Consider the following 23,402-nt stretch of genomic DNA (forward strand, 5'->3'; position numbering starts at 1 on the left):
GGCTACTGCCACTTACGGTGATAAGCGCCCAAGGTGGTTTGGGTGCCTTCGGACATTGCGCCCAGTTGTTCCATCCATTCTGCTTTAGCAGAAAATTGCGCAGGATTGGCCTGATAGCGGTCAATTGCCTGCCGCCACACTTTGGCAACCTGGCTGACATAAGCTGGGCTGCGCTGACGCCCTTCAATTTTCACTGAGGCAATATTGGCGGCAAATAATTCTGGCAGCAGTTCAAGGGTATTCAGGCTGGTCGGCTCTTCCAGTGCATGATAGCGCTGCCCATCCACCAGATAGCGCCCTTTACACAGGGTCGGATAACCGGCATTTTCGTTATCTTCATAACGGTCGATCAGCACCTCATTGAGGCGAGATTCCATCCCTTGCGGGGTTTGCTGCCAGCGAACAAAGCGTGCTGGTGAACAGGCACCCACGGTATTGGGGGATTCACCAGTCAAATAGGATGAAAGATAACAGCGGCCTTCGGCCATAATGCACAAGCTGCCAAAAGCGAAAACTTCCAGCGGTACCGGGCTGGTGCGGGATAATTGCTTAACCTGATGCATGGACAGCACGCGCGGTAAAACCACCCGTGCGACATCAAAATGGCGTTGATAGAAACGGATAGCTTCATCATTGGTTGCGGATGCTTGCACCGATACATGGCGCTCCACCTCTGGATAGCGTTCAGCGGCATATTCCAACATGGCCAAATCCGCCAGAATCAGTGCATCGGCCCCCAGTTGCGCCGCCATATCCACCGCTCGCTGCCAGCGGGAATAGCCGTCGGGGTGGGCGAAAGTATTAATAGCGATATGTAATTTGCGCTTGCGGCTGTGAACGTAATTGACCGCTTCCTGTAGTTTTTTCTCGGTGAAATTCAGTCCGGCAAAATGGCGGGCGTTAGTATCATCTTTCAAGCCGATATAAACTGCGTCGGCACCATTATCGATTGCGGCCTTTAATGCGGGTAAATTGCCGGCAGGACAAAGCAGCTCCATAGAATTTTCCCTATCCGAAGATGATATTAAAATATAGCGAAGGGCGATTTTAGTTAACCTGCTGTGAACTGACCTTGATTTAGGGCAGTTTCTTTGGCATTGGTGCCATTCTTCTGATATTTAGCAAGACTTTCAGAGACAACTTGGTGCAAAATTTATCGATATAACATATTTATCTGGATTTAGAAGGAGTCAGCCTGTGTTGGGAGAACTACGAGCGCGCCTTGTGCGCCAAGGGCCGGCGCTGCTGCGGGGGCCGTTAAAATTGACACCATTCGTCTTACAGCGGCAGGTACTAGAACAGCTGCTGGGTTGGCAATTCCGTCAGGCACTGCTGGACGGTGATTTGGAGTTTCTGGAGTCTCGCTGGTTAAAAATTGAAGTGCGCGACCTCGCATTGCAATGGTTTATGACGGTAGAAAGCGGTAGGCTGGTGGTCAGCCAACAGGCTGAAGCGGATGTTAGCTTCAGTGGTGATGCCAACGATCTGATTTTGATCGCTGCCCGTAAAGAAGATCCGGACACACTGTTTTTCCAGCGCCGGTTGCGAATTGAGGGGGATACCGAATTGGGCCTGTATGTGAAAAATCTGATGGATGCCATTGAATTGGAATCCATGCCGACGCTACTGCGAGTGGGTCTGCAACAATTGGCTGAATTTATTGAAGCTGGTCAGCAAGAGGGTGCGGCGAGTACTTCCCGTACATTAGCATCATGCTGATCCGGGTTGAAATTCCAGTGGATGCACCGGGGATTGACGCCTTATTGCGCCAGGCATTCAAGGGTGATGATGAAGCTGAATTAGTGCAACAATTGCGCGAAGACGGCTTACTGACGCTGGGTATTGTGGCGACGGACGACGAGGGCGGTGTGGTTGGTTATGTCGCATTCAGCCCAGTGGATGTGGGCGGTGAAGACCGTCAATGGGTTGCGTTGGCCCCGCTGGCGGTGCAAGAAAGCTTGCGTCGGCAAGGTCTGGCGGAGAAACTAGTCTATGAAGGTCTCGACTCTCTGAATGAGTTCGGCTATGCCGCTGTCGTGGTGTTAGGCGATCCCGCCTATTATCAGCGTTTTGGCTTTGTTCCGGCGGCCCGCCATCAATTAACCTGCCGTTGGCCTGATACCGAAGAGGCCTTTCAGGTGTATGCGTTAGCAGAAGATGCATTGACTGATGCGGATGGCGAAGTGGTGTTTTCTGCGCCGTTTAATCGGTTCTAACGTCTAGCAATGATATCAATGAAGAGGGCTGGTTCATCACCAGCTTTTCTTTTTGCTGCTTACTAAGTTGTTTCACCCGATATTCCAGTTTCAACGCAGTTGAGCGATCCCCTGCTTCACAATGAAATACCAACACTAACTCCCCCTTACCCCGCAGCGCTTTTGCGCCTTTTCCGGCCTGATGTTGTGTGAGTCTTCTCGCTACGTCAGTGGTAATGCCGGTATACAGCATGCCGCTGGTGGTGCGCAGCAGATAGAGATGCCAAAGGCTGTCCGACATAATTTTATTCCAGTCCGGGGGTAGCGGTTCGGAACATTATTACCGGAATTTCCTATTGCATTCTGACTTTTTTATCTGCTGGCACCTAATCAGTTTAAATCGGCTCTATTTTGCTCGATATGAGCCATTCTGTTGCTTATTTAGTCTTTGCTGCAAACTCAAAGCGCGGTGAAACTAAGCCGTACAGTGTCCAACCAAGGAAAGTCACAATCGCGCCCCACGTCATGGCTTCCTGACCTGAACTGTAAAGTGCATAGAAGCTGTACATCGCACCAATAAAGGCAATGATATTGGCTTTGCGCGCTTTGGCTGGTGGAACATTGGCGGTTTTCTGAATAATTACCAATGCTGCCATAGATAGAATGTATGGGATGATATTGGTCACGACCGCCAGATTGACCAGCACATTGAATTGTTTATTCAATGACGGGCTAATGGTCATCAGCGACAAGACACTCTGGATGACAACAATGGTCAGCATCCCTTTGATTGGCGCATCAGCTTTACTGACTTTTGAGAAGATTTTCGGGAAAAAGCCTTCATCAGCAGAGGATTTAAATACCTGAGCAATGGTGAACTGCCAGCCGAGCAATGAACCGACACAAGACATAATCATCAATGCCATGATGATTTTACCCACGGCTGGGGTGAACATATAAGCGAATGCCAGGCCAAACGGCGCAGTTGAGTTCGCCAAATCCATATTCGGCACAATACCGGCGATGACGTTGGTCGAAATAATGTAGATAACCGCTGCACCTAAAGTCCCGCCCAATACCGCGATCGGAACGTTACGTTCAGGGTTTTCTACCGCATCGGTGTTGGCACAGGCAGATTCCAGCCCCAGGAAAGCCCATAATGTCATAGAGATAGAAGAGCCGATAGCTTCAAAAGTTGGTACACCATGTGGGTTCCATGCCGCCGCGTAAGCTGAGCCGCTAAACCAGAACCACCCAATAATCGAAATCCCCACGACGGGGATAATCACCCCCCAGATGGTGACACTACTGATTTGCCCGGTAATACGTGCGCCACCGAAGTTAGCAACGGTTGCCAACCACAGTACGCCGATGGTGGCGATACAAATACCGAATGGCGTTAAGGTGGTACCCAGTAATTCTGTGCCATAACCGACTGCTGATATCGCAATGGCGATATTGGCAATCAGCAGGGATGCGCCATAGGTATAGTTGGCCATAAAGTTGCCGGATTTGCCAAAAGCGTATTCTGCATAACCGCCCATCCCCCCTGATTTTCGGCTGAACATCCCGCACTGAGCAAAGGCATAAGCCAGTGCCATAGAACCCACGGCGGTAACTAACCATGAAATGATAGAAATCGTCCCAACTTCGGCGAGTTTGGTTGGCAGCATAATTATGCCGGACCCCATCATATTGACGGCGGTCAGAATAGTTAGCTGGACGACTCCCATCTTATTATTTGTTTTACTCATTTTTATTATCTCTTTTAAAATTTCAGAGACTGCGAGAATAGTTTCCCGCAGGTTTGAGTTATTGATTGTTTTTAATAGATACTTTTTATTTTACTTATTTTTCATCATGTAGCCGTATGCGCGGTTCCATCCATCTTCATCGACTTGTAAATAAACACCCTGTAATTCAGGTGCAAAGCCTGGCAATAAATTAATACTTTCTTCAAGTGCCAGGAAATAACGTTGAGCCGCGCCACCCCAAACTTCACCAGGGACAACACACAATACTCCCGGTGGGTAAGGAAGTGCACCTTCAGCGGCAATTCGACCTTCTGCTTTGCACAGTGGCACTAATTCAGCATGTCCACGGACGAATTCAATATTGGCATCCTGAGGATTCATCACGACTTTAGGGAAGTATTGTTTACGGAACATTTCTTTTTGTAGCTGTTTAACATCATAGCTGACATAAAGATCATGCATTTCCTGACATAATTTACCGATGGTATATCCTTTATAACGAGTTTCGTTATTACGATAAACCGTTGGTAATACCTCACTTAACAATGCATCTTCTTCAATGAAACGTTCAAAACGAGCAATTTGTGCTACCAAATGTTGCATTTTCGCCAAGTCTTCAGCTGGCGTTAATAAGAACAGAATGGAATTAAGGTCACATTTTTCTGGCACGATACCATTTTCACGCAGGAAATTAGCCAGAATGGTCGCTGGAATACCTGATGCAGTATATTCGCCAGTATTGGTATCAATCCCTGGTGTGGTTAATAATAGTTTACATGGGTCAACAAAATATTGTGACTCTTCGTAACCTTCAAAAGCATGCCATTTTTCGCCAGGAATAAAATTAAAGAAACGTAAATCTTGTGCCATGGCATCGGTGTCATATTGTTGCCAAGGTTTGCCATCAACCTCTACCGGAACAAAAGGTTTAATCATATTACAGGTATTTAAAATCATTTTACGGGCTTCAATACCGGTCTTAACACAATCTAACCACATACGCTGGCCACTTTTTCCTTCATGCATTTTCGCATTAACATCTAATGCTGCGAATAATGGATAAAATGGGCTAGTGGATGCATGCAACATAAAGGCATTATTAAAACGTTTATGGTTACAATAACGATCCTGGCCTTTAATATGTTTGTCTTTCTTATGAATTTGCGAAGTTTGTGAGAAACCAGCTTGTTGTTTATGTACTGATTGCGTAACGATAATCCCCGGATCGTTTTCATTCAGCTCAAGTAATAATGGTGAACAATCTTTCATCATCGGAATAAATTGTTCGTAGCCCACCCAAGCGGAGTCGAACAGAATATAATCGCAAAGGTGACCAATTTTATCCACGACCTGACGAGCATTATAAATAGTGCCGTCATAAGTCCCCAATTGAATAATCGCCAGGCGGAATGGGCGAGCTTCATTGGCGCGGTCAGGCGCTACGCCACGTATTTGTTCGCGCAGGTATTTTTCTTCGAAGCAGTGGGCATCAATACCGCCGATAAAGCCGAACGGGTTACGGGCAGTCTCCAGATATACCGGTGTTGCCCCAGCTTGAATCAGTGCGCCATGGTGGTTGGATTTGTGATTATTACGGTCAAATAGCACCAAATCACCACGGGCTAACAGAGCATTAGTGGCCACTTTATTAGAGGCAGAAGTCCCGTTCAGGACGAAATAAGTTTTATCGGCATTAAATACTTTTGCTGCATGTTTTTGAGCATCACAAGGCGCGCCTTCATGAATAAGCAAATCACCTAATTTGACGTCAGCATTACACATATCAGAACGGAAAATAGTTTCGCCGTAGAAGTCAAAGAATTGACGGCCAGCCGGATGTTTACGGAAGAATTGCCCCCCTTGGTGTCCTGGGCAGGCAAACGTGGAGTTTCCCATTTCTACATATTTTTTTAATGTATTGAAGAAGGGGGGCAGCAATTCTTTCTCATATTTTTCAGCGGCGGATTCCAGTTGTTTACCGTAAAAATCAGTATTGTCACCGCACAGCTCAAATACCCCATTTAAAGACGGTAATACATCAGTATTCAGTTCTTCTTCACAACAAACCGCCGCAAAAATAGGGATATCCAAACCTAATGAATGAATGCTTTCAATGACATTATTATTAATATCCTGAACAGAAAGTACCACGGCAGCAACATCAGTAAAATCTGTGTGTAAAACATCCACGACTTCGCGTTGGGTTTCAAAGCAGGGTATTGCTGAAGTACTTGCTGCGATATTTAACTTCTTCATTTATTTTTCTCTCTTATTTTATTTAGGGTATATGAACCCGTCCAACATTTTTGCAAGTTGGATTTAGTCGTTTAATAAATTCTGCGTATAGCAATCCGTATCAATGAATTAATATTCATTAATAATCTGGGCTGCTTTATATCTTTGCTGCGTAACACCACGGCTGAATTTCAGACGCAGTGATCCATATGTCATTTAGCATTAATGACAAAGGTGACATTAATTTTTTACGAGATAGCTATGTTTCTGCTGAAAGACGTAAACATCGCACCAATATCCAGAAAGTGCACTGGCACCCATCTGTTAGGCTTGAAAATATTACGAGTGTTCGTCTTTTCGAATGACGCAGACAATAGTTAACATCACGTAAAGGCAAGAAAGCACTTTTCGTCGCTGTTAAATATTGAGCATAGACAATGACTATCCAATAAAAATGGATGTCATCGCAGGAGGGAGATTATCTATAATGGTAATAAGAAAAGTTAAAATAACTACGGTGTGCGGGCATCATTAAATGCGTTGTTCGCCTTATATGTGCCATTTTCTTGTTGTTATTTTCCATTTGTGTAAGGTCTCTGGTTTTTTAAACATTAAACAAGGTTGCCGTTTTAAACAAAACTTTCAAAAACGAACTGATGGCGGTTATTCTAGTCATAACACTCATTCATTCTGTGACTTAAGTCACGTTTTTATCCGATTTTAAAATGCCTTTTGACTAATAAATGAATAAATAACTATTTTTATTCATTTTTAACGGTATTTATTCAAAACTGTACTGGATGTTATGCAATACAGTAAGATTATATTTAACACGGCGGATACATTGGCGGGTTTATTATTATGCGATATTAGCAATGAGTGCGGCTTCTTAATAGATTTTGTATTTTATTTGTTAATCCATAATTATTTGTTACATCCAAACTTATACGCTTATTTTGCATATAAATTCATATGCATCTTATGCAGTAAATGCTAGCTAAATCACGTTATCAGGCGGTTTTTCGCCATAAATCCTTTTCTCTGGGAGGATATGCTGAAAACTCTTTCTTTGAGGGATATAAGTGTCGAGAAAGAGGGGCAATGATTGCCCCATCCTAAATAAGACTAACTGAATAGCGGTAGGCTACTGTCGGTAAAGGGAATTTTTACCTGTATAACCTGCTGTTGACGCGTTAATGTGATGGATAATATCTCGCCATTATTGTCCACTTGAACATCCAACAGGGGGTCGTGGTTATTCATATCAAACACGCAAGTGACCAGTGACTCAGGTTGATGATGACGCAAAATCAGATAACTGATATCACGCACCGACGGATTTGCCGGTGCCAACCCCTGAAATAGGGTGGCATCCGCTGCGAGCCAAAGTGATAACGGGCGTGCCGCTGTTTGATAGCGGCACTGAATCACGCCATTGAGTGGTTGGGCGGTCACCTGATGTAAATATTGCATCGGCCCATTGCTGCTAAAAGTGGCACTTTCCCCCACTGATTCCATTGCTGTGCCGTCAATATGCAGTGTCCAGTTCCACTCTTGCTGATGTGGATTAACGATACTGCTGAGGTCAATAATGGCGTCATCCAACCACAAAATACGGCGACGGAATTTGACATCGCGATAAGCTTCGCAATCCCATTGAACACGAGTATGACTGTCTAACTCGGGCGCTTTTTTACTCCAATCTACCTCTGTATCCAAGCAACTAAATTTTGCCGATTGATGCCAGTTATGAATCACCGGCACTGCGGGCGGCTGATTTGCCTGGTTAATACTCAGCGTATTGTGAGTGGCGCTATTTTTGTAGTATCCATAATGTAGCTGCGCGCCATAACCTGTGGTGCCTAAATCCGGCAGGATTTCGTGCCCTTGCTCAAACAAAATTAAATTTAGCCGATCATAATGATCGTGTTCACCTCCGTAAGGGCTGTGTTTTACCAACAAAGCCCGGCCAGACTGCGGTTGGCGCAAGATGGTCAGCCCGCAATCCGGTGCATGCAGTGTATCGGTTGGAATGACATCAATCATTTGTGGTGGTAATTCTTCAACGCCATACAGCAGAGCATCCAAATTTAGGCGCGGCTCATGGCGATAAATATGCTGTAGGGCGGCAGCATATTCATCATTACCATAGGTTTTAAAAGCAAATTCATACAAATGGGCATGATTGAGCTGCTCTTGGCCCGCAGTACAATCATTGATGCGCGGGAATGTGCCATCGGGCATCAGCAGTTTTAAAGGGAAACTGAGCATATCGCGGTAATAAGGCAACGCCAGCAGACTGTAGCGGCTACCGGCGGCCAGTTTTTCAAATGACCAGAAGCCTTGCAGCGCATAAAAGTGATAATGCACCGAGCCTTCAAACCATAATCCCTCATTGAACAACCCATGTTCTAGCTGATAACGCAGGCCATATTCGGCATTCACCGCAAACTCAACATAGTGTTCATCTTCGAGGATCAAGCCGATCACCGCGATAGCGCTGCTGATCTTCACTTCATGGTTATGTAACTGGCGGGTGCGGTGTTGCATTAAGAAATCCGCGCCCTCTCGCAATAAGCGCCCGGCGATGCAGTCGCGTTGTTCCTGACTGAGCGCGTCGGCAATAAAGTCATAACCCAATGCAAAATCGAGCAGGCAATTGGCCTCACACAATGTCTGTGCATTGGCTTTGCCCGGCCCGTTGTACGGAATCCCCCCGTGAACTTCATAGTTAGGATAGTAGCGGGCGTAATTGATCAGAATATCCCGCACCTTTTCGAAGTAACGACTTTCTCCAGTGAGCTGCCACAGCAAACCGAGCTGATTACAGGCTTTGGCATTGAGGCCATTAAGCGCCCGCCACCAGGCACCGTCATAGGGTTCTCCGCTAAACAGATGCGAGTCTATCGGGCAACGGTGTTGAGTCGGTGAATGGCGATCCCACTCCAACATCACACCGTGATCAGGGCAATAATAGTAATGGTTCCAGGTGGCGATACCGGTGGTCGGGACTTGTGTTTCTGAGTCCAAAATCACCTGATTGCCTGCAATCAGCGAGGCAATAATCTCCGGCTGCTGCTGCACTGGATTTCCCTGATGTAGCACTGTATTTTTCTGATATAGCACAGCGCGCTGGCGGATTTTTGCCATCTGCCGATCCGTAAACTGCTTCATATCTGGTGTGTCCTCGCGGTGCTTATTTTTTTGTGTTCAGTGGCTGTGTTATTGGGTAAAGCAGGATTTCAACGGCATCCGGATATTGGGCAATCAGGTATTGCGCTTTTTGTTGGAAATCAGTGTCAGCCGGGTAGGCGCGGGCGGCCGTTATCATATTGACCAAGGCTTTTTTATCTTGCACCCCGTCCAAGTCTTTGTACGGCCAAACCTGGTCGGTATTGATAAAGCCCGCGACATATTGATAGCCTTTTTTCAAACTGTGTTCATCAAGGCTAAAGTTCCAGATATCTTTATCGGCCACTTCACCCAGGCGGCCCAGCTTGTTGTAGGCTTCCAGATGGAAATTACTGTAATGCCATGGGCGGGTGCGTTCCAGTTCTGCATTTTGGCGGCCTTGCATATCAAAATGCGAGGGAATTCGGCGCAGTTGCGTGATTTCTAAGCGCTTTTGTGCGGCGGCTTTTTGGTCGCTGAACAACGCAAAAGAGGCGGCCTGCATATCAAAATAGGTGCCGTGGTTATTATGCCAATTATCCTCTTCGAAACCATTTTGGCTGGTGGTCATCCATTGATAAAAATCTTTGTACCAAAGTTTGATAGCTTGATAGTCGGCGTCATTGAGGACATTCGCGGGCCTTATCAATTCCACCGCATCAATAACGTCTACCAGTGCCCGGCTATCTATCAAGCCAATACCTCGGCCTTCATTGATGCCCGGAATAGCTTGAGCATATTGTAAATTCGGGTTCATTCGGGTATTGGGGTTGACGAACCAATTGACCAATAAATCGCGCGCTTTTTCGGCATACTCTGGCTTGCCGGTAAAGCTATAAGCTAATGCCAGATAATAGACATCGGCACTGAAGCTGTTCATGCGTTTCTTATCAGTCGCGTCACTATTGGCATCAGGATTCGTTTCGCCGTCTTTACGCAAATAAGGCATGCCGTCTTTCTTACTTGGGTCCGGCCACCAATAAGGTGGGAAGCTGTAATAGTCATGTTTATCACCACTGGCGGCCAACAGACTTTTATCCATGACAGAATAGAGCGGCGCTTTCAGGGCAATGTCTGCTTTAGCTATCAGATTTTTATAGGATTTTTCATATAGCGGATTGTTTTGTTTAATTTGGTCAATGCTATAGTTTATATCATCCATTTTTAATAATAATGGGTGGCTTTCTGCCGCGTAAATAAAGGGCGAAGAGCTAAGAAGAATAGCCAGTAATAGGTTTTTTTTACCCAACATTTTCATCATACTTTCCTTATTTTTTATGATTTACATGATTAAAAATAAAGTGTTTTGGTTGATTTAATTAATTTATCCATTCTTAATGAATAGTTTTTCTTACCTTTAAAAAACAAGGTTATTAAATTTATTGGTACGCTATCAATAAAGGGAACGCTGTTCCATTTAAGATGGATTTTAATTCTAGGGTAAAGTTTTAGGACTTTTGTGATCTAGATCTATCTTATAAATTATCTGTTAATAAATGATTTAAATTGTGATTGGCATCAAATTAAATCTCTATTTTAGACATTTTTTAGGCAATTTAAATAATTACACGATTTTTTTATTTTTTAAAATGAAGATATTATAGCTTTGTTTTTAAAAGGTAATTTAACTTAATTGTTATTTTGTCTCATTTTGCAAGTGTGATCTTAAGCAGAAATATTAAAATGGAATTAAGTTTTGTTTTTTATGGTGTAGTTTTTTGTTTTCCTCTGAGTTCTAATGTTGTCGAGTGTTTCGTGATTTTATTCTGTTATTTAAACTTCTGGGTAAATTCATAAAAATTAGATTTCAACGAGGACGCTAAGATGAAGACAAAAATGATAATGTCAAAAGTAAAAATAAAATCTTTGCTGTTGTTAACTTATTTAGCTATGGGGGTTCCTTCTCTCCACGCAGCAGAGACATTACAGGTGTGGATACGCGCCAGTAATGATTCAAAAAATATTTATAAAGCAGAAGCTGAGACTTTTGAGAAGAAAACCGGCATCAAAATTGAATATTTCAATGCCACCACCGATTTTGAACAGCGCCTGGCAAGGGCGGCGGCCGGTAACGCTTTGCCGGACTTGATTTTCAATGATGCGGCGGCTATCGGGCAGTTTGTTCAGCTCGGTATTGTTGAGCCGATCGAGCCGAAAAATATCATTGGTGGGGCAGATGTCTTAGATACTGCTTGGCAGAGCGCCCAATATATTGACGGTAAATATTATGGCGTGCCAACTTCAGCACAAACCTTTGCTTTGTTTATCCGTAAAGATTGGCGCGAAAAACTGGGCTTAGAGTTACCGAAAAGCTGGGAAGATATCAGCACCTTGGCCAAAGCATTTACCTTTAATGACCCCGATGGCAATGGCAAAAATGATACTTACGGCTTTATTTTGCCCGCCTCCACCACTCGTGGTTACGCCAGCTGGTTTATCAGCTCCTATCTGTGGCAAGCCGGTGGTGACTTCATTCGCCCGGCCGGTGAGGGCAAATTTAAAGGCTCATTGGAAGAACCCGCAGCGGTTGAAACACTGAGCTTCATTCGCGGCATGGTGTGCAACAAAACGGTACAGCCGGGCGCAATTAACGCCACCACCGCCGACGCCATTCCTTCCTTCCGTTCCGGTCAAAGCGGCATGTTCGTCACCGGCCCATACCATATTGCTCTATTTGATAAAGATCCCGGTAAAGATGCTTTTGAAGTGATCCCGCCGCCAAAAGGGCCCAAAGGGCAGGCAACACTGGCCGAAGGCACCACGGTATTTATGATGAAAAGTAGCGAGAAAAAAGCAGCTGCTCAGAAATTCATAGAATTTATGATTTCACCTGAAGGGCAACAAATCGGCATGGGCATGGGCAGCAACAATATGCCGGTCGTGCGCTTATCCATTAATAAACTGGTTGATACCAAAGCCGTTTATAACGACCCGCGCTGGGCAATGTTTGCAGATTTGTACGCCGAACATGGCCGCTATATTCCGCAAGTCCCTAACTGGACGCCAATTCGTCAGGTTACTGCTGAAGGTTTCAACCGCATCTTAGCCAACTGTGAGGGTGATATCCCTGCTGAATTAAAAGCAGTGAATCAGAAAGTGAATGATGAGTTGGCTAAACAGAATGTCTTAGGGCAGTGAGTAAATCATGATAACGCTAACCCCCCGACTAAAACGTAATCTGGTTCCGTGGCTGTTCTTGGCCCCGGCACTGGTCATCTTCACCTGGTTTAAATTCATCCCGATGCTGCAAGGGCTGGTGATGAGTTTTTACAAGGTTAACTTTAACCAGCCAAATGAGTGGGTCGGGTTTGACAACTTTTCCCGCGCGATGGGTGATGAAGCACTGCATTCTGCGGTTTTCAACACCCTGTTATATGTGGTGGTCACCATGGTGGTGGCCGCTTTTATCGCCTTCTTCTTAGCGATGTTATTGGAAGGGCCGGCGCGGCATTTGCGTTTTATCCGTACCGCAATCTTCTTGCCTGCGGTGACCAGTGCGGCGATCGTCGCCGAAATGTGGCGAATTCTGTTTAACCCGACGAGCAACGGTGTCGTCAACCACATTTTGTCGTGGTTTAGCATTGAAGCGCAGGGTTTTCTGGCCGACACCGACCAGGCGCTGTGGACCGTGATGTTGCTGCATATCTGGAAAGCCGTGCCTTACAACATGGTTATCTTTATTGCGGGTCTGGTGGGGATTAGCCGTGATTTGTACGACGCCTCGAATGTGGACGGCGCTAACTGGTGGAACCGTCTGCGTTACGTTACTTTGCCGGGCATGATCCCCGCGCTTTCTGTGGTGCTGATGCTGTCATTCATCCGTGGTTTCCGGGTGTTTGCTGAAGTCTATGCCACCACCGGCGGCGGCCCGTCTAATGCGACAGAAATGATCATGACTCATATCTACAAACTGGGCTTTGAGCAGTTTGACTATGGTTATGCGTCAGCGGTGTCCTTCCTGTTATTCGCTTTCACTGTGGTGCTGACTATTTGTCATCTCACATTGAAAAAGCGTATAGCCCGTTACTAACCCGAGCCGGAGACTGGGAATGAAAAGTAAAAGTTGGAACAGTATCGGCCGCTGGGTAATTTATGGTCTGTTGCTGGTGGTGTTTGTCGGCCCCTATTGGGGCATCATTGCCACCGCATTCAGCGGCGCACCGGTAAAACCGGGGGAGCTGTTGGCCTGGCCCAATCAATTCTCGTGGGATAACTTTATCTTCGCCTGGATGGATATCGGCGTCTGGCAATACCTGCTGAACTCCATCGTCGTGGTGTTCTTCGGCACCATTTTACAGGTGTCGGTCAGTGCTCTGGCGGCCTATGCGCTGGCCCGTAAAAAGTTTGTCGGGGTCTCGCTGACCAGCTTGATTATTCTGTCGACCATGATGCTGCCGGAAGAAGTTATCGCCATCCCGCTGTATATGATAATCAACTGGCGACTGCCGGTGATTGATGCCTCGCTGTACAACAGCTATCTGGGCATGATCCTGCCGGTGGTGGGTTGGGCTTTCTCTATCTTCGTGCTGACCGAGTTTATGGCGGCTATCCCGAAAGAGCTGGAGGAAGCGGCGCGCATTGATGGTGCCAGCGAATGGCAAATCTTCTTCCACGTCATCCTGCCGCTGGTTAAACCGGCATTGGGCACCGTGGTGACCTTCGGCTTCATCATGATTTGGGACCAATACCTGTTGCCACTGATTGTGGTGAATCAGGACAGTTTGAACACTATTCCGGTGATCCTCGGCACATTGCGTACTGACGAGACCATCACACCAAATATCTTTATTGCCATCACTCTGTTGGCGATGTTGCCAAGCATCATCGTGTATCTGGGTCTGCAAAAACATTTCAATCGCGGGATCATGTCTGGCGCGGTTAAAGGCTAGGGAGAAACAAAATGGGATCGGTTGTACTTAAAAATGTCTGTAAATCTTACGGTGACACCCATGTGATCCGCGATGTATCGCTGGAAATCCCTGACGGTGAATTCTGCGTGTTAGTTGGCCCGAGCGGCTGCGGAAAATCCACCTTACTGCGCATGATAGCCGGGCTGGAGGAGATCTCCGGCGGCACGGTGGGCATCAATGATAAAGACGTCACTGACGTTGAACCCAAGATGCGCGACATTGCCATGGTGTTCCAAAGTTATGCGCTTTATCCGCAGATGACGGTGCGCGAGAACATGGGTTTTGCGCTGAAAATGGCCAAAATGTCCAAAGCCGAGATCAATAAAAAAGTGGAGTCCACGGCGGAATTACTGGGCTTACAAGCTTTGTTGGAGCGGCTGCCGAAAGATTTGTCCGGTGGTCAACGCCAGCGGGTGGCCATGGGTCGCGCCATTGTGCGTAACCCGCAAGTGTTCTTGTTCGATGAGCCATTGTCGAACTTGGATGCCAAATTGCGTACTCAGGTGCGTGGTGAGATCCGCGAATTGCATCAACGGCTGAAGACCACTTCCGTCTATGTGACGCATGATCAGATTGAAGCGATGACCATGGGGCAGATGATCGTGGTGCTGCGCGACGGGCGTATTGAGCAAGTCGGCTCGCCATTGGATCTTTACGATCGTCCCGCCAACTTATTTGTGGCTGGCTTTATCGGATCACCGGAGATCAATCAGTTGAAAGGCACCGTGGTGCTCAATGCTGGAGAGACGACAGAACAAGGCGACGAATTCCTGCTGCGGCTGGAAGACGGCTCTTTGCTGACATTGCCGGCCGGTTTGCAAGTGACTGATGGGCAAAATGTGGTGTATGCCATTCGTCCAGAGCAGGTCAACGTGGTGGATGAAACACACCACGCCAGCGCACTGAAAGCGACCATTACCGCGATTGAAAATACCGGCTCGGATATGCAGCTATTTTGCAGCACCGGCGGGGGCCGTTTTACCTCGGTCTTCAAACAGCGTTTGGCGGTGAATGCAGGGGAGACCGTGTATTTGCAGCCTAAGCTGGCCGGTATCCACATTTTTGATGCCGCCACTGGCGTGCGGGTTGCCAGTCAGGCCGCATAAAGGAAGCCATGCCCATGACGCCAATGAAAACGTCTGTGACGCCAATGAAATTGTACACGCTCGATGTGGATTGCCTTGCCAAGGCGAAAGCGGTATTGCAGCAGCCATTTTCACCTCTACAACCGGCCTTGCGCCGGTTATTAAGTGAAGCCGATGCATTGCGCGATCAACCGCCGGAAAGTGTGACACACAAAACGCTACTGCCCGTCAGTGGCGACATTCACGATTATTACAGTTTTGGCACTTACTGGTGGCCGAATCCGCGTAAGCCCAATGGATTGCCCTATGTGCGCCGCGATGGGCATACCAATCCACAAAGTCAGAATGACGATACCGATACTCAGCGGATTGAGCGGATGTGTGACCGCTGCCTAACCCTCGGACTGGCTTACTATTTTACCGGCAATAGCCGCTATGCTCAGGTGGCGGCAGAGCAGATCCGTTGTTGGTTTTTAGATGCCAAAACTCGGATGAATCCGCACTTGAATTATGGTCAGGCCATCCCCGGCATTGTTTCTGGCCGTGGGACGGGGTTAATCGATACCCGGCTGATGTGGATGGTGATTGACACTATTGGATTGATATTGCCCGCCAAGCTACTGGATACCGAGGATACCGCGGTGTTGCAGCAGTGGTTCCGTGACTTTAACCACTGGATGTTCCACAGCGAAGTGGGTCACTCGGAATATGTCTGGCACAACAACCACGGCACCTGGTATGACGTGCAGCGCGCGGCAAATGCGATGTTCTATGGCGATCGTGGGCTGGTTTCCACCATTATTCGCCAGGGGATTACCCAACGGCTGGCGGCACAAATAGCGCAAGACGGTAAGCAATGGATGGAACTGGAGCGCACCGTGCCTTTCCATTATTCCTTATTCAATATGGAGGCGCATTTGCTGCTGTGTCGTTACGGCGAACATGTTGAAATTGATCGCTGGGATTGGGTACAAGATGGCCGCAATGTGCAGCAAGGTATTGATTATTTGCTGCCATTTATTGCTGAACCTGAGCTGTGGCCTTACCGTGATTTGCGCGGCATTGATTATGACAGTGCTTTGCGGCTGTTATTACAGGCGGCTCGGGGCTATCCAACAGATGCCAAACGCTATCAAGCGGTGCTCGCCACTTTGCCAGCAGACACCTTAACCTCACGCGACCGTCTGTTGTGGCAAAGTTGATAGAGGCAGAGGCAAAGCTAATAGAAGCAAAAGCTAATCGAGCCAAAGTTGATGTACACTGAAAGCTGTTTTTAGCTGGAAAGTGATGTGAAGAATGAGTGCCGTGAATAACCCCGATGACCTGATCTCCATTACCCGCTTCCTGCGCCAGCAACATGTCCTGACGCTGTGTGCTGGCAGCGGTATGGATATGTGGTGCGCCAACTGTTTTTATGTTTTTGATGAAGCCAAAATGGCGCTTTATCTGATGACAGAAAAACACACCCGCCACGGCGAGTTGATGCAGGTAAACCCGCAGGTTGTCGGGACCATTGCCACCCAACCGCGTACTGTGGCCTTGATAAAAGGTATTCAATATCGCGGCGAAATAACCGAATTAACCGGCGACGCCGAACACCTCGCCCGCCAGCGCTATTGCCGCCGTTTCCCGGTGGCTAAAGTTGCCTCCGCTCCCCTCTGGCAGCTTAATTTGCTGGAAATCAAGATGACCAATAATACCCTTGGCTTTGGCAAAAAACTGTATTGGTCTCGTATTGAGCCGCAGTGATCTACTGTTTTTTGTCATTCGTTTCGTCTGTGAGGGTTTTGTCGTTAAAAATACTTAGAATATTTATATTGTCAGTTAGTTTACACAATGCAAACGTGGATAAACCCCTATAATTAGTGACTCTAATAATTAGTATATATAATTATTTATTAACATATCATTTACTATAAATGGTATTAATGTCGGATTTTCTGCAAATTAAAGTCCCCACAGATTAATAAGATATGAAATTTGCCACACAACACTATTTAATATAGTGTTGTAAATCAATGCGATATGTATTTTTTTGTAAGGCGTGTAATTAACTTCATATTTTAGTGATATATATCACATTTTGTTAATAAACAAAAAAAGCAGTAACACTTCTTATGATTCACATCTATAAATATTAGGTGGGCATAAAACCCCCATATTTATTGCCCCACAAAATATATATTTCAATGTAGTAATATCTTACGACTTGATTAAATATCGAGTTCAACTCTATTCTATTTAAGGTAACTATCATGAATTCAGAACCTAAAAAAGGCTCGGCCAAAGCAACATTCGATTCTAAAGAAAGTGCTGATTTAGTTAAAAATAAAATGGTGACATGTACAACACGCTTTAAATTCTATTTACCAAAAGTTAATGGTGACTCAATAGAGTTCGGATTTGGTATTGAAAGTGATTGTGTAAATGCTGCCGATGATTTTAAAACATTATTTAATTCATGGCTTAACAAAAAATCATTAGCAACATCATCGAGTGAGTTTTGTAAAAAAGTTGATATTCTTACATGTGCAGTAGTCAATAATCCATTAGAATACTCGATGAGCCAATTGCAAGGAGACTTATACACGATATATATAGTCAGTGAGTCTGCCAATACCGAAACATTTTGGTTATTCCTTGATAAACCCGATAAATTAGCTGTCGGTTCTACTATATATGCAAACTCAGCTGCCAATCTAACAATAGCTTCCGGCTCCTCCCCAGAAGCGACCTTTGGTATTCCTATTCAGTATAAGCTCGGGGCGAAATCGTCAAATAATGCTGTTGGACTAAACGTGAAAGTTGCAACTTCGCAATTAAAGGATGTAAATATCCAGGATGTTTGGAAAGCAACCTTTTATGATGGGCCTGAACATCAAGCTCCTGACCTCGATAAAGCGGATGGTGTGGCAAATAAAGATGAAATAAATTATACGGATAACTCATTTGATCCTGATAGAGTTATTCAAAATTCATGGTATCCCAGTCAAACGTTTGGCATACAGACTGAAAATGGATTTGTAGGTATGACTTGGGAAGCTCGGCCAGCTAAAACAGTCGCAATTGCTCCAAAATTAACATTCTTTGTAACGACGGGTGAATATTCAAGTAATCAACTGGCCGATTATTCTACGGTATCAAATAGTGCTCAAATCGTTAACCTATCTGATTTCTCAGGATTTGCAGTAACGGTAACTTATACCAAAGACGGAAAGTGGAACATTAAAAAGGGTAGGCCATAATTGAATTTAAAACTCCAATGCACGAGCCAACTATAGTGAATAAATATTTAATTTTCTATTGTGATTTTCTATAATGGATCATGATAAATTTCACTATATTTATAATGAATATTGGAAAGCCTCATGTCATCATGAGGCTTTGATTGATTAAGTTAAATATTCAGAGAGTCATTTATAACCAGTGTGTTGGTTAATGGGGTTATTTTGTTTGTCATTTTTAAAATGTACGAATAAATTTAATATATTTCACAATGGGTTTATTATTACCAATCATTTAAAAAACAGGGTGAATTTATATATCTATGGTCACTATCAACATCTTATGGCATTTTCTTTTCCTAACTATCTGTCGTAATTAAAAACTGTCGCAATTAAAAAATTTATTTACCAGTATTCCACATAAAACAGTGTGCATCACTCTATGACTGTAAGATATATGTGGTGATTACGCTGATATGACTGACGGTAGCTTGCAGCGCCGCATTAGGTCTGTCACTTGATGACCGTTATCAGGCCACATAGGGGAATGTTGTTGACGACCTCACTGAATACCTGTCGACCCAATGGCTTACCTCCCAGCGCTAACCTTCCTGCCATATGAATTATTTAGGGTATTGTGTTTCTGGTATGTATTATTCATAACAATTGATTTCAATAATTGTCTCCATGTTGGGGGGCGCTAGCTTTTTATCGGGAGGGTCAAATGGCGAAGGTATTATTACTGGGGGCAAGTGGTTTGGTAGGGGGTGAATTACTGCGCTTGCTACGTTTGGATGCCCGCGTGACATCTATTATTGCGCCAACCCGTAAGCCATTGCCTGCTATGAATAAACTGATTAATCCGCAAGGTGAGAATATCGGCGAGTTGCTAAAAACGCTTAATGAGCCGGTGGATTTGGTCTTTTGCTGTCTGGGCACCACCCGCAAGCAAGCGGGGAGTCAGGCGGCGTTTCGGCAGGTGGATTATCGGCTGGTGCTGGCAGCGGGTGAAACCGGTTTACGCCTTGGTGCGCGGCATTTCCTCTTGGTGAGCGCGGTGGGGGCCAATCCAAATTCGTGGCTGTTTTATAACCGCACCAAAGGCGAGGCTGAGCGGGATTTACAAACTCAGGGCTGGCCACAACTCACTTTCGCCCGGCCTTCGATGCTGGCGGGGCAACGCCCGACACCGCGATTAATGGAAAGTCTCAGCGCACCTTTGTTTGCCTTATTGCCTGATAAATGGCGCTTAATTAAAGCCAAAGATGTGGCGCAGGCGCTGCTGGATCACGCTTTTGCTCCGCCGCAAGAGGGCGTGACAATCTTAACCTCTGCCCAAATGCAACATCCCCTTCGTACTTGAAGCCGCAGGGGTGTTAGCTGCACCCACTCACCCGAATCGCTTACTGGTGTAAGCTCATCGGAATTAATGAGCCTCATCCTTGAGGCTCACCCTGCGGGCTAGTATAAATACTGTTCAAATCGGTTCCCGACCGATTTGCCGTTTACTGGCTGCCTACCTGCGATTCCAATTACTTTGGGGAGCAATTATTATAAGCTAATTATCTGATTATCTTGGGCAATAGTGACACCAGCGGGCAGTGTGTTGTCGAGCGCCCAGACATCCAACTGGTGACTGATGTGGGTCAGTAAAGTGGCTGTGGGCTGCAATAGCTCACTGATGGCGAGCGCCATGGTCACATCATTATGATTACGTGGCGGTGGATTATGTTGTGAAAGATCCTGTGGCGGATGGCTGCAATCTTGCACCAGCAAATCAATGTTTTTACTGGCTAAAAACAGCGCGCTATCAGCCGGTAACCCAATGGTGTCGGTGAGATAGGCGATAGTCCGGTTAGGGCTTTGCAGCAGATAGCCGAAAGTGATTTTTGAGTGATTTAAGGGGATGGGTGTGACCCGCAAATTGCCAAATTGAATCGGGTGAAATGCCCTTAATGGCGGCTGAAAAGCCAGTATTCCCGGGTGCTTATACAGATCGTCGCAGCCATCAGGATCTGGCGGCCCGTACACCGGGATCGTATTTCCGCATCCCCAACGTAACGGAAATAACCCCTGAACGTGATCCATGTGGTAATGTGTAAGCAAAAAACGCTGAATTTCCCCCGCCGCAAATTGTTGATCCAGTGTCGGCAACCCCGCATCAATCAAGGTCGTTTCCCCCTGATAACGCAACATTGCACTGCAAGATTTACGGCGCAGCGCGGGTTGCACTCTGGCTTTGACGCAAACCACACACTCACAGCCAAACACCGGCACCAGTTGGGCGCATCCGGTTCCTAACAATGTCAGTTCCATGATTGACTCTCTTTGGTGTGGTCTGATGACGGGCCAATTGCCAGTAATTGCTGTAATTGCCCCAGTGTGTGGTGCAGTTCGCCGTCATTGCAAAGTTGCAGGCAGTTAACCGGCAGTTGTTGCTGATAATGTTGCGCCCGCTGTAAACGCGCCGCGATTTGCTCACTGTTTTCACGGCCACGTTGCTGTAAACGCTGGGCTAAAATGGCGGGCGAAACAGTCAGACACAGCGGCAGTAATTGGTGGTGATAGCGCCGTTCGGCCTCGGGTAAATAAGCGCGGGAGCCATTCACCACCACATCCAGCCCGCGTTGCAGCCAGATATCAATCTCAATTCCCACCCCATAATGATGCTGATGTGCTTGCCAAAACAGCGCAAATAACCCCTGTTCGGCGCGCAATAAAAACTCCTGTTCACTCAGCGCGATATGATTTTCAGCGCCCGCGTGGGCCTCGCGGGTAATATAGCGGTGCGCGACCAGCATATTGGCGGGCATGGCCGCCCGTAGCGCAGACAGCAGGCAATCCTTACCGGCACCGGAAGCGCCCATCAGATAGATTAAGCGCGCCATCAAAATACCTGTATTCCTTGCCGCCAGACATTTTGCACGTAAACATGTTGACCCTGCGGGCCATCATGGGTGCGAGCTAAGATCAAATCCGCGCGTTTTCCCTCGGCAATCACACCGCGATCCTCCAGCCCCAAGGCCCGGGCGGGATTGCGTGTCACCAGATTGACCGCTTGCGGCAAAGTAAAACTGTTGGTCGAGTCCTGCGCGATACGAAATGCCGCATCCAGCAAGCTGGCGGGGTAATAGTCGGAAGACAAAATATCCAATACGCCCAGTGTCGCCAGTTGGTGTGCCGCCACATTACCGGAATGGGAGCCACCGCGCACAATATTGGGCGCGCCCATCAAAACCTGTAACCCATGCTGGTGCGAAGCCCTGGCCGCCACTTCGGTGGTGGGAAATTCGGCAATCACACTGCCCAATTGTTGTGATTCCGCCACATGTTCGGCGGTGGCATCGTCATGGCTGGCTAGCGCAATGCCTCGTTGGCGGCAGTGTGCGGCGATAGCCTGCCGGTTTTGCCCTGACCAGCGGGCTGAAAGGCTGATTTGCTCTTCTTCAAATTCCGCCATCTGCCGGTCGTTAAGGTGATATTTCCCCTGATAATATTCACGATACTTGGCCCGTGAAGCAAACTGGCGCTGGCCCGGCGAGTGATCCATCAAAGAAACCAATGAAAGCTCTGGCTGCATCATCAGTTCTTCAAACAGTGGCAAGGTGCTGTCATGGGGTAATTCACAGCGTAAATGAATCCGGTGTTCAGCTCGATTTAATCCCGCCCGCTGACTCTCGACCACCGCATTAATCATTTTTTGCAGATTATCCAGCCGATGACCGCCATCGCGCACATCGCCGACAGCCACGGCATCTAACACCGTGGTGATGCCGCTGGCCACCATCAGCGCATCGTGGCTGCTCATTGCTGAATGTGCGGGCCAATCCACATTGGGGCGCGGGGTGAAAAACTTGTCGAGATTATCAGTATGCAGCTCGATCAACCCCGGCAATAACCAGCTATTTTGTCCATCAAGAGCCGCTGAAAGTTGCGTCGGGCGATCACTGAAACTGCGGATCACGCCCTGGTGGATTTCTAGCGATCCGCTGACCACTTGATCCTCAAGAATAAGATTAATGTTATTGAGGATCATGATGGGATCTCCGTGCTGACATTAGACGGCGGTGGGGTCATGGTAAGTAGGCGGTCACTGACATGATTGCGCACATTTTCATCGTGGAAAATCCCGACAATCGCCGCTCCGCGCTGTTTGGCTTCATCAATCAAGCTAACCACCGCCGCGCTATTGGTGCTGTCCAGTGAGGCGGTCGGCTCATCCAGCAGTAAAATAGGGTAATCGACGATAAAACCACGGGCGATATTGACCCGCTGTTGTTCGCCGCCGGAAAAGGTGGAGGGGGCCAAATCCCACAATCTCGGCGGCACATTGAGGCGAGTTAGCAAGTCTTGCGCCCGCTGTTGGCAGATTTGCCGATCAAACCCCAGCTCCAGCAAGGGCTGCATCACCACATTTAATGCACTGATCCGCGGGATCACCCGCAAAAATTGGCTGACCCAACCCACGGTATGGCGGCGCACCGCCATAATCTGCCGGGCTTCGGCGCTCACCATATCCAGCCATTCGCCCTGATGTTTCACCCAGATATGGCCGCTGTCGGGTAAATAATTGGCATATAAAGAGCGCAGTAAGGTCGATTTTCCGCTGCCGGAATGGCCGTGTAGCACCACACATTCTCCACTGCTGACTTCCAGCGAAGTTTGATGCAGCACCGGCAGACGAATGCCGTGCTGGTGGTGTAATACAAAGGTTTTACTGAGATTTTCAACTTTGAGTTGTAAGGATTTCATAGGCAGCTGTAGGGGTTTGATAGACAGTTTTAAGGGTTTGATGGACAGTTGCAGGGAGTTCATAGTCAGCTCTCAA

General features: G+C 46.8%; 21 protein-coding genes. 10 read left to right on the forward strand and 11 right to left on the reverse strand.

All coding sequences use genetic code 11. The features are described 5' to 3' along the window. Positions 1-2 precede the first annotated feature (2 nt). The gene (ubiU, locus tag FTA91_RS01010; RefSeq protein WP_038636779.1) at positions 3-998 is read right to left on the reverse strand and encodes a ubiquinone anaerobic biosynthesis protein UbiU; all 996 of its coding nucleotides are present in this window, start codon (positions 996-998) and stop codon (positions 3-5) included. 199 nt (positions 999-1,197) lie between these two features. On the opposite strand from ubiU, the gene ubiT reads away from it, so the two are divergent. Both ubiT and FTA91_RS01020 read left to right on the forward strand, forming a co-directional pair. Then, positions 1,198-1,719, forward strand: a complete 522-nt coding sequence (gene ubiT, locus FTA91_RS01015) for a ubiquinone anaerobic biosynthesis accessory factor UbiT (RefSeq protein ID WP_050114474.1) — start codon at positions 1,198-1,200, stop codon at positions 1,717-1,719. Next, positions 1,713-2,216: a GNAT family N-acetyltransferase gene (locus FTA91_RS01020; RefSeq protein WP_050114473.1), complete on the forward strand. Its 504-nt coding sequence runs from the start codon at positions 1,713-1,715 to the stop codon at positions 2,214-2,216. Before ubiT ends, FTA91_RS01020 begins: the two co-directional genes overlap by 7 nt. On the opposite strand, the gene FTA91_RS01025 is transcribed toward FTA91_RS01020, so the two are convergent. The 6 genes from FTA91_RS01025 to FTA91_RS01050 all read right to left on the reverse strand — a co-directional run bounded on the left by FTA91_RS01025 (position 2,203) and on the right by FTA91_RS01050 (position 10,616). After that, positions 2,203-2,496, reverse strand: a complete 294-nt coding sequence (locus tag FTA91_RS01025) for a GIY-YIG nuclease family protein (protein WP_050114472.1) — start codon at positions 2,494-2,496, stop codon at positions 2,203-2,205. The genes FTA91_RS01020 and FTA91_RS01025 overlap by 14 nt on opposite strands. A gap of 136 nt (positions 2,497-2,632) precedes the next feature. Next, the gene (potE, locus tag FTA91_RS01030) at positions 2,633-3,949 is read right to left on the reverse strand and encodes a putrescine-ornithine antiporter (RefSeq protein WP_145582786.1); all 1,317 of its coding nucleotides are present in this window, start codon (positions 3,947-3,949) and stop codon (positions 2,633-2,635) included. A gap of 90 nt (positions 3,950-4,039) precedes the next feature. Continuing rightward, entirely contained in the window at positions 4,040-6,205 is a 2,166-nt protein-coding gene (speF, locus tag FTA91_RS01035) for an ornithine decarboxylase SpeF (RefSeq protein WP_145582788.1), read from the reverse strand. Positions 6,206-6,662: 457 nt separating this feature from the next. Then, positions 6,663-6,767, reverse strand: a complete 105-nt coding sequence (speFL, locus tag FTA91_RS20385) for a leader peptide SpeFL (RefSeq protein ID WP_105877053.1) — start codon at positions 6,765-6,767, stop codon at positions 6,663-6,665. 542 nt (positions 6,768-7,309) lie between these two features. Continuing rightward, positions 7,310-9,358, reverse strand: a complete 2,049-nt coding sequence (locus FTA91_RS01045; protein WP_145536263.1) for a heparinase II/III domain-containing protein — start codon at positions 9,356-9,358, stop codon at positions 7,310-7,312. 22 nt (positions 9,359-9,380) lie between these two features. Further along, positions 9,381-10,616 carry an alginate lyase family protein gene (locus FTA91_RS01050; protein WP_050114468.1) on the reverse strand — a complete coding sequence of 412 codons (1,236 nt, stop codon included), beginning with the start codon at positions 10,614-10,616 and terminating at the stop codon, positions 9,381-9,383. A 563-nt stretch (positions 10,617-11,179) separates the two neighbouring features. Here FTA91_RS01050 and FTA91_RS01055 point away from each other — a divergent pair. From FTA91_RS01055 to FTA91_RS01090, 8 genes are all read left to right on the forward strand, one after another. Continuing rightward, positions 11,180-12,493 (forward strand): ABC transporter substrate-binding protein, encoded by a 1,314-nt coding sequence (locus tag FTA91_RS01055; RefSeq protein ID WP_050114467.1) that lies wholly within the window; start codon positions 11,180-11,182, stop codon positions 12,491-12,493. Positions 12,494-12,500: 7 nt separating this feature from the next. Then, entirely contained in the window at positions 12,501-13,385 is an 885-nt protein-coding gene (locus FTA91_RS01060; RefSeq protein WP_005156239.1) for a carbohydrate ABC transporter permease, read from the forward strand. A 19-nt stretch (positions 13,386-13,404) separates the two neighbouring features. Beyond that, positions 13,405-14,244 carry a carbohydrate ABC transporter permease gene (locus tag FTA91_RS01065; RefSeq protein ID WP_038636754.1) on the forward strand — a complete coding sequence of 280 codons (840 nt, stop codon included), beginning with the start codon at positions 13,405-13,407 and terminating at the stop codon, positions 14,242-14,244. 11 nt (positions 14,245-14,255) lie between these two features. After that, complete coding sequence (locus FTA91_RS01070; protein WP_050114466.1) at positions 14,256-15,371, forward strand: ABC transporter ATP-binding protein; 1,116 nt, start codon at positions 14,256-14,258, stop codon at positions 15,369-15,371. Positions 15,372-15,385: 14 nt separating this feature from the next. Further along, entirely contained in the window at positions 15,386-16,552 is a 1,167-nt protein-coding gene (locus FTA91_RS01075) for an alginate lyase family protein (protein ID WP_050114465.1), read from the forward strand. A gap of 94 nt (positions 16,553-16,646) precedes the next feature. After that, positions 16,647-17,099 carry a YhbP family protein gene (locus FTA91_RS01080; RefSeq protein ID WP_050114464.1) on the forward strand — a complete coding sequence of 151 codons (453 nt, stop codon included), beginning with the start codon at positions 16,647-16,649 and terminating at the stop codon, positions 17,097-17,099. Between the two features lie 506 nt (positions 17,100-17,605). Next, a complete protein-coding gene (locus tag FTA91_RS01085) occupies positions 17,606-18,595 on the forward strand; it encodes a hypothetical protein (protein ID WP_050114463.1) in 990 nt (329 codons plus the stop codon). Between the two features lie 703 nt (positions 18,596-19,298). Next, the gene (locus tag FTA91_RS01090) at positions 19,299-19,937 is read left to right on the forward strand and encodes a Rossmann-fold NAD(P)-binding domain-containing protein (RefSeq protein WP_145535191.1); all 639 of its coding nucleotides are present in this window, start codon (positions 19,299-19,301) and stop codon (positions 19,935-19,937) included. Between the two features lie 188 nt (positions 19,938-20,125). Here the strand turns inward: FTA91_RS01090 and phnP are convergent, their stop codons facing one another. The 4 genes from phnP to phnL are packed head-to-tail and all read right to left on the reverse strand — an operon-like array spanning position 20,126 to position 23,326. Beyond that, positions 20,126-20,890: a phosphonate metabolism protein PhnP gene (gene phnP, locus FTA91_RS01095; protein ID WP_145535188.1), complete on the reverse strand. Its 765-nt coding sequence runs from the start codon at positions 20,888-20,890 to the stop codon at positions 20,126-20,128. Continuing rightward, entirely contained in the window at positions 20,881-21,462 is a 582-nt protein-coding gene (phnN, locus tag FTA91_RS01100; protein ID WP_050114460.1) for a ribose 1,5-bisphosphokinase, read from the reverse strand. The genes phnP and phnN overlap by 10 nt, the downstream gene beginning before the upstream one ends. Further along, complete coding sequence (phnM, locus tag FTA91_RS01105) at positions 21,462-22,610, reverse strand: alpha-D-ribose 1-methylphosphonate 5-triphosphate diphosphatase (RefSeq protein WP_050114459.1); 1,149 nt, start codon at positions 22,608-22,610, stop codon at positions 21,462-21,464. The genes phnN and phnM overlap by 1 nt, the downstream gene beginning before the upstream one ends. Next, complete coding sequence (gene phnL, locus FTA91_RS01110; RefSeq protein ID WP_050114494.1) at positions 22,607-23,326, reverse strand: phosphonate C-P lyase system protein PhnL; 720 nt, start codon at positions 23,324-23,326, stop codon at positions 22,607-22,609. The genes phnM and phnL overlap by 4 nt, the downstream gene beginning before the upstream one ends. Between the last annotated feature and the right edge of the window lie 76 nt (positions 23,327-23,402).

It is taken from the genome of Yersinia thracica, assembly GCF_902170565.1.
GTDB classification, from domain to species: Bacteria; Pseudomonadota; Gammaproteobacteria; order Enterobacterales; family Enterobacteriaceae; genus Yersinia; species Yersinia thracica.